Annotated in this window: 11 protein-coding genes and 2 pseudogenes; 12 read left to right on the plus strand and 1 reads right to left on the minus strand. The window is 73.5% G+C overall.

Features of this window, described 5'->3' with window-relative positions; translation table 11 throughout:
• From E2C06_RS34170 to E2C06_RS34185, 4 genes are all read left to right on the plus strand, one after another.
• Window positions 1-432, plus strand: a 432-nt coding sequence (locus tag E2C06_RS34170) for a hypothetical protein (RefSeq protein ID WP_206664825.1), incomplete at its 5' end; no start/stop codon positions are given.
• A gap of 35 nt (window positions 433-467) precedes the next feature.
• Entirely contained in the window at window positions 468-1,289 is an 822-nt protein-coding gene (locus tag E2C06_RS34175; RefSeq protein ID WP_133293020.1) for a TIGR00282 family metallophosphoesterase, read from the plus strand.
• A 119-nt stretch (window positions 1,290-1,408) separates the two neighbouring features.
• Window positions 1,409-1,624, plus strand: a complete 216-nt coding sequence (locus tag E2C06_RS34180) for a hypothetical protein (protein WP_133293021.1) — start codon at window positions 1,409-1,411, stop codon at window positions 1,622-1,624.
• Window positions 1,625-1,739: 115 nt separating this feature from the next.
• The gene (locus E2C06_RS34185) at window positions 1,740-2,204 is read left to right on the plus strand and encodes a lipocalin-like domain-containing protein (RefSeq protein WP_165982855.1); all 465 of its coding nucleotides are present in this window, start codon (window positions 1,740-1,742) and stop codon (window positions 2,202-2,204) included.
• Between the two features lie 200 nt (window positions 2,205-2,404).
• On the opposite strand, the gene E2C06_RS34190 is transcribed toward E2C06_RS34185, so the two are convergent.
• Window positions 2,405-3,034 carry a pyridoxamine 5'-phosphate oxidase family protein gene (locus E2C06_RS34190; RefSeq protein ID WP_133293023.1) on the minus strand — a complete coding sequence of 210 codons (630 nt, stop codon included), beginning with the start codon at window positions 3,032-3,034 and terminating at the stop codon, window positions 2,405-2,407.
• Window positions 3,035-3,148: 114 nt separating this feature from the next.
• On the opposite strand from E2C06_RS34190, the gene E2C06_RS34195 reads away from it, so the two are divergent.
• The 8 genes and pseudogenes from E2C06_RS34195 to E2C06_RS34230 all read left to right on the plus strand — a co-directional run.
• Window positions 3,149-3,898, plus strand: coding sequence for a YebC/PmpR family DNA-binding transcriptional regulator (locus tag E2C06_RS34195; protein ID WP_133293024.1), 750 nt, complete (start codon window positions 3,149-3,151; stop codon window positions 3,896-3,898).
• A 54-nt stretch (window positions 3,899-3,952) separates the two neighbouring features.
• Window positions 3,953-4,468, plus strand: coding sequence for a crossover junction endodeoxyribonuclease RuvC (gene ruvC, locus E2C06_RS34200; RefSeq protein WP_133293025.1), 516 nt, complete (start codon window positions 3,953-3,955; stop codon window positions 4,466-4,468).
• 40 nt (window positions 4,469-4,508) lie between these two features.
• The gene (ruvA, locus tag E2C06_RS34205; RefSeq protein WP_133293026.1) at window positions 4,509-5,132 is read left to right on the plus strand and encodes a Holliday junction branch migration protein RuvA; all 624 of its coding nucleotides are present in this window, start codon (window positions 4,509-4,511) and stop codon (window positions 5,130-5,132) included.
• 50 nt (window positions 5,133-5,182) lie between these two features.
• Window positions 5,183-6,205, plus strand: coding sequence for a Holliday junction branch migration DNA helicase RuvB (ruvB, locus tag E2C06_RS34210; protein WP_133293028.1), 1,023 nt, complete (start codon window positions 5,183-5,185; stop codon window positions 6,203-6,205).
• 53 nt (window positions 6,206-6,258) lie between these two features.
• Window positions 6,259-6,699, plus strand: coding sequence for a YbgC/FadM family acyl-CoA thioesterase (locus E2C06_RS34215; RefSeq protein WP_277751914.1), 441 nt, complete (start codon window positions 6,259-6,261; stop codon window positions 6,697-6,699).
• Between the two features lie 79 nt (window positions 6,700-6,778).
• Window positions 6,779-7,534 (plus strand): protein TolQ, encoded by a 756-nt coding sequence (gene tolQ / locus E2C06_RS34220; protein WP_165982856.1) that lies wholly within the window; start codon window positions 6,779-6,781, stop codon window positions 7,532-7,534.
• Window positions 7,535-7,589: 55 nt separating this feature from the next.
• Window positions 7,590-7,973, plus strand: a pseudogene (gene tolR / locus E2C06_RS34225) (protein TolR); the annotation flags it as partial.
• Between the two features lie 204 nt (window positions 7,974-8,177).
• Window positions 8,178-8,485 (plus strand): annotated as a pseudogene (locus E2C06_RS34230) (hypothetical protein); the annotation flags it as partial.

Consider the following 8,485-nt stretch of genomic DNA (forward strand, 5'->3'; position numbering starts at 1 on the left):
GCCGGCTTTCCGCCCCCCTGGCGCTCGCCGTGCCGGCCGACGGGCCGGCGGGGCGCGAGGACGCCGTCACCCGGGCCGGCGCCGGCGCCGGCCATCCCGGTCGGCGGCGCGGCCCGGGCGCTCGGGCCGGTGCGGCTGACGGTCGCCGGGGTCGCGCTCGACCTCGCCGAGGCCGAGCCGGGGGAGGGGGCCGAGCCGCGGGTCCCCGGCACCTTCCCGGCGAAGCGCGGCGGCACCGCCTGGTGCGAGCCGGTCGCCGGCGCGCCGCGGCCGCGCTGCCTCTCGGCCGACGGCATCGACCTGGCCGGGGCCGCCCCCTATGATGGGCTGGCCCGGGTGATGCCGGAGGCTTCCGACGCCTACCGCCATGCGGAGCGGGCCGCGCGCGAGGCGTGGCGGGGCATCCGGAAGGCCGAGCTGCCCCGGAACTGACGGAGGGCGGCCCGGCAGCACGGGAGCAGGCTGGCTTGCGGATACTTTTCCTCGGCGACGTGGTGGGCCGGTCCGGCCGGGATGCCCTGGTGGCCAGGCTGCCGACGCTGCGCGCCGCGCTGCGGGCCGACCTCGTCGTGGTGAACGGCGAGAATGCCAGCCACGGCTTCGGCCTGGCGCCCGACATGGCGCGGGCGATGATGGGTGCCGGGGCGGACGCGATCACGCTCGGCAACCATGCCTGGGACCGCAAGGAACTGATCCCCTTCCTCGAGCAGGAGCCCCGCGTCATCCGTCCGGCGAATTTCCCGCCCGGCACGCCCGGCCGCGGCGCCGTGGTGGTCGAGGTGCCGGGCAACCGCCGCGCCCTGGTGGTCAACGTCATGGGCCGGCTCTTCATGGATGCGCTCGACGACCCCTTCCGCGCGGTGCAGGCCGAGGTGCAGCGGCACCGGCTGGGGGCCGGCGGCACCATCCAGGCCAGCGTGATCGACGTGCATGCCGAGGCGAGCTCGGAGAAGGCCGCCTTCGGCCACAGCTTCGACGGGCTGGTGAGCCTCGTCGTCGGCACCCATACCCATACGCCGACCGCCGACTACCAGGTCCTGCCCGGCGGCACCGCCTACCAGACCGATGCCGGCATGTGCGGCGACTACGACAGCGTGATCGGCATGCAGAAGGGCGGCGCGGCGCTGCGCTTCTGGCGCAAGATGCCGGGCGAGAAGCTGGCCCCGGCCGAGGGCGAGGCGACGCTCTGCGGGATTTTCGTCGAGACCGACGATGCCACCGGCCTGGCGCTGCGGGCGGAGCCGCTGCGGCAGGGCGGCCGGTTGTCCCAGGCCATGCCGGCGGTGTAGCGGGGGCGTCGCCCGCAACCCTGAATGATTGGATTACAGTTCTTCGCACTCAAGCTTTTGTCATCGCAACCCCGCCTCGCGTTTCGGCAAACTCCCATCTCGCAGAGCAGGAGAGCGCCATGCGGCGCCTGGAACGGCTTCCCTTTGCACCTGGCGCCTCCGTGCTCGGCGGCGCCGCGGGCGGATTGAGCTACGAGGGCATGATGCGCGACGCCATGGCGGCGGAGGAACGCAGCCGCCGGCAGGAGGTGGGCCACGGTGCCGCCCTGCCGCGGGTCCAGGTGCAGCGGCCGGTGATGGCCAAGGCCGAGCAGGCGCGGATTGCCGGGCGCTAGTGGCTGAAGCCTGACCGGAGCGTCCCGCCGGCGAGGCCGGCCCTGCTCCGGACGCATGTCAGGCCTTCCGGCTTGCCTTGCCACATCCGGCATCGACCCGCGAGGAGCAGCGGCCATGACGGACCGCGACGGTGACCGAGCTTGGCCGGAGGCATCCTCGGTCGTCGGCACGTGGGAGCTGGTCTCCATGGCCTGGACCTACCCGGACGGCCGCACCATCGAGCCGTGGGGCACCCCAGCGGGGCGCCTCGCCTACGATGCCGCGGGCAACGTGGTGGCCCTCCTCATGCACGAGGCCCGCAACGAGGCCGGGGGGCGGACCAGCACGCCCGACGTGCAGCCGCAGTACTCTGCCTATTTCGGGACCTACCGCGTGGACCCCGGGCACGGCGTCATCACCCACCGGGTCGTCGGCTCGCTGAACGGGGCCAACGCGTCGGGCGAATTGCGCCGCAGCTTCGCCTTCGAGGGTGACGACCTGATCCTCGGCTTTACGACGGAACGGGACGGGGTGCCGGTCGTCCGGCGCCTGGTCTGGCGTCGAAGCCCATCGGCGCCGGCGGCCTGGAAGGATCCCTGACCGCGCGAGCGGATGGCGGCGGGGCGTGACCGCCAGGACGCCCGAAACGACCCTGAAGACAGGGACCTGCGGCGATGCGGCGTTCACCCTCGAGCGCGAGCCGCTGGAATGGCACCCGGAAACAGACCCGCTCCAACCAGCATCGCCTGTCTGGCGCGCACCCCCGGGACGCCCCTTGCCGCGCCGTCTCCCCCGGCTTTTCAGTACATCGTGTCGCGCAGGCGCTGCGGCGCCTCGGCATCGTAGCTGGCGGGTTCGATCAGCCCGCCGGTATGGGCGGCGATCATCTCGCCCATGCTCGGCAGCGCCGCCGGGCGCGCCCGCTCGCCCCAGAGCTTCGAGCGCAGGACCGCCTTGGCGCATTGCATGTAGATCTCGCCGACCGTCACCAGCACCACGGTCGCCGGCTGCTTGCCGCGGAATTCGAAGCGGGCGCGCAGCGCCGGGTCGGTGGTGATCCGGGCGGTGCCGTTGACCCGCAGCGCCTCCCCGGCGCCGGGCACCAGGAAGAGGAGGGCGACCGCCGGGTTGGCGACGATGTCGCGCAGCCCGTCGAGGCGGTTGTTGCCGCGCCGGTCGGGCAGGGCCAGCGTCCGGTCGTCGAGCGGGACGATGAAGCCGGGGTCGTCGCCGCGCGGCGTCGCATGCACCCCCTGCGGCCCCGAGGTCGCCAGGATGGCGAAGGGGGAGGCGGCGATGAAGGCCAGGGTCCGCGGCTCCAGCCGATGGGTCACCTTCTTCAGCACCAGCTCGCGCGGCGCGTCGTAGAGCGCGAGCAGCTGGTCGAGGGTGGTGACGGCAAAGGGGTCGGCAGCCGGGTTCGCATCCATGGGCAGGAGCCTGGACCGGCGCGGGCCGCCCCCGCAAGCCCCAGGTGGCGCCGGGCGGCAACGGCGGCTATAACCCCGGCCCTGTCCGCAATCCTGATCTGCCGGAGCCCTGCCATGGCGGGCCATTCGCACGCCAAGAACATCATGCACCGCAAGGCGGCCCAGGGCGCCAAGAAGGCCCAGGCCTTCGGCAAGCTGATCCGCGAGATCTCGGTCTCCGCCAAGCAGGGCCTGCCCGACCCGGCGATGAACCCGCGGCTGCGCGCCGCGGTGAAGGCCGCCCTCGTCGCCAACATGACGCGCGACACCATCGACCGCGCCATCAAGCGCGCCGCCATGGCCGGCCAGGGCGAGGACTACCAGGAGGTCCGCTACGAGGGCTACGGCCCCTACGGCGTCGCGGTGATCGTCGAGGCCCTGACCGACAACCGCAACCGCACCGCGGGCGACGTCCGCAGCGCCTTCGCCAAGGCCGGCGGGGCGCTGGGCGAGACCAACTCGGTCTCCTTCCAGTTCGAGCGGAAGGGCGTGCTCTGGTTCCCCGGCCAGCCGGAGAAGGCCGAGGCGATGCTGGAGGCGGCGATCGAGGCCGGCGCGCTCGACGTCGAATCCGACGAGGAAGGCCACGAGGTCAGCTGCGCGCCGGAGGATTTCTTCGCCGTCCGCGACGCGCTGGAAGCCAGCTTCGGCAGCCCCGAGAGCGCCAAGGTGGAATGGGTGCCGAATGTCCGCATCGACCTCGACGAGGACAAGGCGCGCGAGATCCTCAAGCTGATCGAGCGGCTGGACGAGAGCGACGACGTGCAGAACGTTTATGCCAACTTCGAGGTCTCGGACGCGGTCTCCGAGCGGCTCTCGGCCTAGCGGGATCGCAAAGCGCCGCAGCGAATCGGCGGACGAAGGGTGTAGGGGGATGCCATGCACAACAGCGTCCGCCTCCTCGGCCTCGACCCAGGCCTGCAGCACACCGGCTGGGGGCTGGTCGAGAGCGCCGGCAGCCGGCTGCGCCACCTCGGCGACGGGGTGATCTCGACCGATGCCGACCAGCCGCTGGCCGAGCGGCTCTCCGTCATCTATCGCGGCCTGGTCGCGCTGATCGCGCAATGGCAGCCGGACGAGGCGGCGGTCGAGCATACCTACGTCAACAAGAACCCCGGCGCCGCGCTGAAGCTCGGCCAGGCGCGTGGCGTGGTGCTGCTGGCGCCGGCGCTGGCCGGCCTCCGGGTCGCGGAATACCAGGCGATGGAGGTCAAGCGCGCCGTGGTCGGCACGGGGCACGCCGAGAAGCCGCAGGTCGAGGCCATGGTCCGCCGGCTGCTGCCGGGTGCCACGATCCGCCGCGCCGACGCGGCCGACGCGCTGGCGGTCGCCATCTGCCACGCGCATCACCGCGGCACGAAGCTGGCCTACGCAAAGGGATACGCGCCGGCATGAGCATCCCGCCGCTTCGGGCCCGCGGATACCGGAGGGCGGCATGATCGGCATGCTCACCGGCCGCTTCGTCGCCGCCGAGGACGGCGGCTGCATCCTCGACGTCAACGGCGTCGGCTACCTGCTCGCCTGCTCCGCCCGCACGCTCGACCGGCTGCGCGCCGCGGAGGGCGCGATCCGGGTGCTGGTCGAGACCCAGGTGCGGCAGGACGCCATCGTGCTGAACGGCTTCGCCGATGCCGCGGAGCGCGAGGCCTTCCGCGCCCTGGTCGAGGTGAAGACGGTCGGCGCGCAGAAGGCGCTGGTGGTGCTCTCGGGGCTTTCGGTGGACGAGTTGGCCCAGGCCATCGCCTTCAAGGACCGCAAGCGGCTGGCCGCCATCAAGGGCCTCGGCGCGGCGACCGCCAACCGCATTATCGACGAGCCGGCGATGCAGAAATGGGCGGTCGGCCGGCCGACGCCGGAGGCCGACGGCGCCGGCGCGACGGTCGCCGGCATCGCCCTGGCGCCGCCGGGGGCGGAGGCGGATGCGGTCTCCGCGCTCATCAACCTCGGCTGGAAGCGGCCCGAGGCGCAGGCGGCGGTCAAGCGCGCGCGGGCGCGGCTCGGCGAAGAGGCCGGGCTCGAGGGCCTGATCCGCGACAGCCTGAAGGAACTGGCAAGGTGAGCGGGCGAAAGGGCAGGGCGCCGGCACCCGAGCCGGCCGAGGACGACCGCATCACCACCCCGATCCGCACCGACGAGGACGCCGCCGAGGCGACGCTCCGCCCGCAGGTCCTGGCCGACTTCACCGGGCAGCAGGCGCTGCGGGAGAACCTGGCCGTCTTCATCCAGGCCGCCCGCGGCCGCGGCGAGGCGCTGGACCACGTGCTGCTGCACGGCCCCCCCGGCCTCGGCAAGACGACGCTGGCGCAGATCGTCGCGCGCGAGCTCGGCGTCGGCTTCCGCGCGACCAGCGGGCCGATCCTGCAGCGGGCCGGCGACCTCGCGGCGATCCTGACCAACCTGCAGCCGCGCGACGTGCTCTTCGTCGACGAGATCCACCGGCTGCAGCCGGCGCTGGAGGAGACCCTCTATCCCGCGATGGAGGATTTCCAGCTCGACCTCATCATCGGCGAGGGCCCGGCGGCGCGCACGGTGCGGATCGACCTGCCGCCCTTCACCCTGGTGGGCGCCACGACCCGGGCCGGCCTGCTGGCGACGCCGCTGCGCGACCGCTTCGGCATCCCGCTCCGGCTGCAGTTCTACACGCCGGAGGAGCTGTTGCGGATCGTGACGCGGGGCGCCCAGAAGCTGTCCTTCGCGCTGTCCGAGGATGGCGCCTGGGAGATCGCCCGGCGGTCCCGCGGCACGCCCCGCATCGCCGGCCGGCTGCTGCGCCGGGTCCGCGACTTCGCCAGCGTCGCCGGCATCCCGGCCGACCGCGGCATGGTGGACGGCGCGCTGACGCGGCTCGAGGTCGACAGCAAGGGCCTCGACGCCATGGACCGCCGCTACCTCCGCCGCATCGCCGAGCACCACAATGGCGGGCCGGTGGGCGTCGAGACCCTGGCCGCGGCGCTGGCCGAGGCGCGCGACACGCTGGAGGACGTCATCGAGCCCTACCTGATCCAGGAGGGGATGGTGCTGCGCACGCCGCGCGGCCGGATGCTCGGCCTGCCCGGCTGGACCCATCTCGGCCTCAGCCCGCCGGCCGGCCTGGCGATCCAGCCCGACCTGCTGGCCGGGGGCGAGCCGTGAGGACGCCGCCCGACGCGGCGTCCGACGGCCGGAGCGCCCCCGGGCGCGGCGGCCTGAACCGGCCGCCAAACAGTCCAGCCCACCGCTGGCCGCTCCGGGTTTATTTCGAGGACACCGACGCCGGCGGCATGGCCTACCACGCGAATTACCTGCGCTGGGCCGAGCGGGCCCGGACGGAATCCTTGCGGTCCATGGGCTTGCCGCATCAAATGCTCATGGAAGGTCACCATTCGATACTCGTGGTGCGGCGCATCGAAGTGGAGTATTGGCGCCCGGCCAGGCTGGATGACGCGGTCGTGGTTGAAACCAGGGTCGTTGCCGTCCGCGGCGTCACCATCCTGCTCGACCAGCGCATGGTGGCCGAGGCGGGCGGGCAGGGGCCGCTGGCGGCGCTGCGGGTGGAACTCGCCTGCATCGACCGCGACGGCCTGCGGCCGAAACGGATACCGGAGCCCTGGCGCTCCGCGCTCGAGGCCCAGGCGGCCCGGGGCTGACCCGGGGGCGGCCGGGCCGGGCGGCGGCTAGACATGCGGCCGGTCCGGGACCGGGCGCGGGACAGGATGGAGTAGAGCGGTGGATCGCAGCGTGACGGCGACGGATCTGGGCGGGGCGATGCACGACCTGTCGCTCTGGGGCCTCTTCCTCCAGGCGGACTGGGTGGTGAAGCTGGTCATGCTCGGCCTGCTCCTCGCCAGCGTCTGGGTCTGGGCCATCGTCTTCGAGAAGGTGACCAGCATCCGCCGGGCCAACAAGGCGGCCGACGCCTTCGAGGACGCCTTCTGGTCCGGCGGCAGCCTCGACGACCTGTTCCGCAAGGAAGGCGACCGGCCGTCGCACCCGATGGCCGCGGTCTTCGTCTCGGCGATGCGCGAGTGGCGCCGCGGCGCCCAGCGCCTGGGCGGCTCCGACCTCGTCGCCGCCGGGCTGAAGGAACGGATCGACCGCACCATGGCGGTCACCGTGCAGCGGGAGATGGAGCGGCTCGAGCGCTGGATGATCTTCCTCGCCTCGGTGGGTTCCGTCGCGCCCTTCGTCGGCCTCTTCGGCACGGTCTGGGGCATCATGAACTCCTTCGCCGCCATCGCGGGCATGCAGAACACCAACCTCGCGGTGGTGGCGCCCGGCATCGCCGAGGCGCTGTTCGCCACCGCGATCGGCCTGGTCGCCGCCATCCCGGCGGTGCTCGCCTACAACAAGATCAGCTCCGACCTCGCCCGCTTCGCCAGCCGGATGGAGGGCTTCGCCTCCGAGTTCGGCGCCATCCTGTCGCGGCAGACCGAGACCGCGGTGGCCGAGCCCGGCCGCGCCGCGGCGCCGGTCGCGGAGTAGCCAGGTGGCCGTCTCCCTCAACAACGGCCGCGGCGGCCGCGGCCGCTACCGGCCGATGGCCGAGATCAACGTCACGCCGATGGTCGACGTGATGCTGGTGCTGCTGATCATCTTCATGGTCGCGGCGCCGCTGATGACGGTGGGCGTGCCGGTCGACCTGCCGAAGACCAATGCCAGCCAGCTCAACCAGGACAACGAGCCCATCACCATCACGGTGAACCCCGAGGGCAAGATCTTCCTGCAGGAGACCGAGGTGCCGATCGAGGGCCTGGTCGCCCAGCTGCAGGCGATCGGCCGCGAGCAGCCGGCCGGCGCGCCGGAGCGGCGCATCTTCGTCCGCGGCGACAAGGCCATCTCCTACGGCCGCGTCATGGAGGTGATGGGCACGATCAGCGCCGGCGGCTTCAGCAAGGTGGCGCTGCTGGCCGAGCAGCCCGCCGGCCGCCCCCCCGCGGCCCTGCCCACCGCGAGGCCAGGCGGCGTCCCCCCCGCCGCCCGGCCCACCCAGCCGCCGCAGGCCCCACGCCCGGCGGCGCCGCGCGGATAGGCGACGCCCGGCCGCGGCCTGACCGCCGCGGGCAGGGATACGCGACATGACGAACGGGACGTGGCGCCGGGGGGCGCGGTGATGCAGCCGAGGGGAATGCGGTTCTGGGGGCTGGTCTCGGTGGCGGCGCATGTCGCGCTGCTGCTGCTTGGCCTGATCTTCGGCCTGCCGAAGCGGCTGGAGGAGCCGGAGGAGGCGATCGCCGTCGAGATCGTCGCCGCGCCGCAGGTGGCGCAGGGCGAGCGTCCCGCGCCGGTCGCCGGCCCGCCGAGCGTCACCCAGCCGGCCAAGCCGGAGCCGCCGGGCGAGAAGCAGGTGGCCGAGGCCATCCCGAGCCCGCCGCCCCCGCCGCCGCCGCCACCCCCGGCGCCCGCCCCCGCGCCGGCGCCGCAGCAGGCCCAGCC

This window comes from Dankookia rubra, from assembly GCF_004355005.1.
GTDB classification, from domain to species: domain Bacteria; phylum Pseudomonadota; class Alphaproteobacteria; order Acetobacterales; family Acetobacteraceae; genus Paracraurococcus; species Paracraurococcus ruber_A.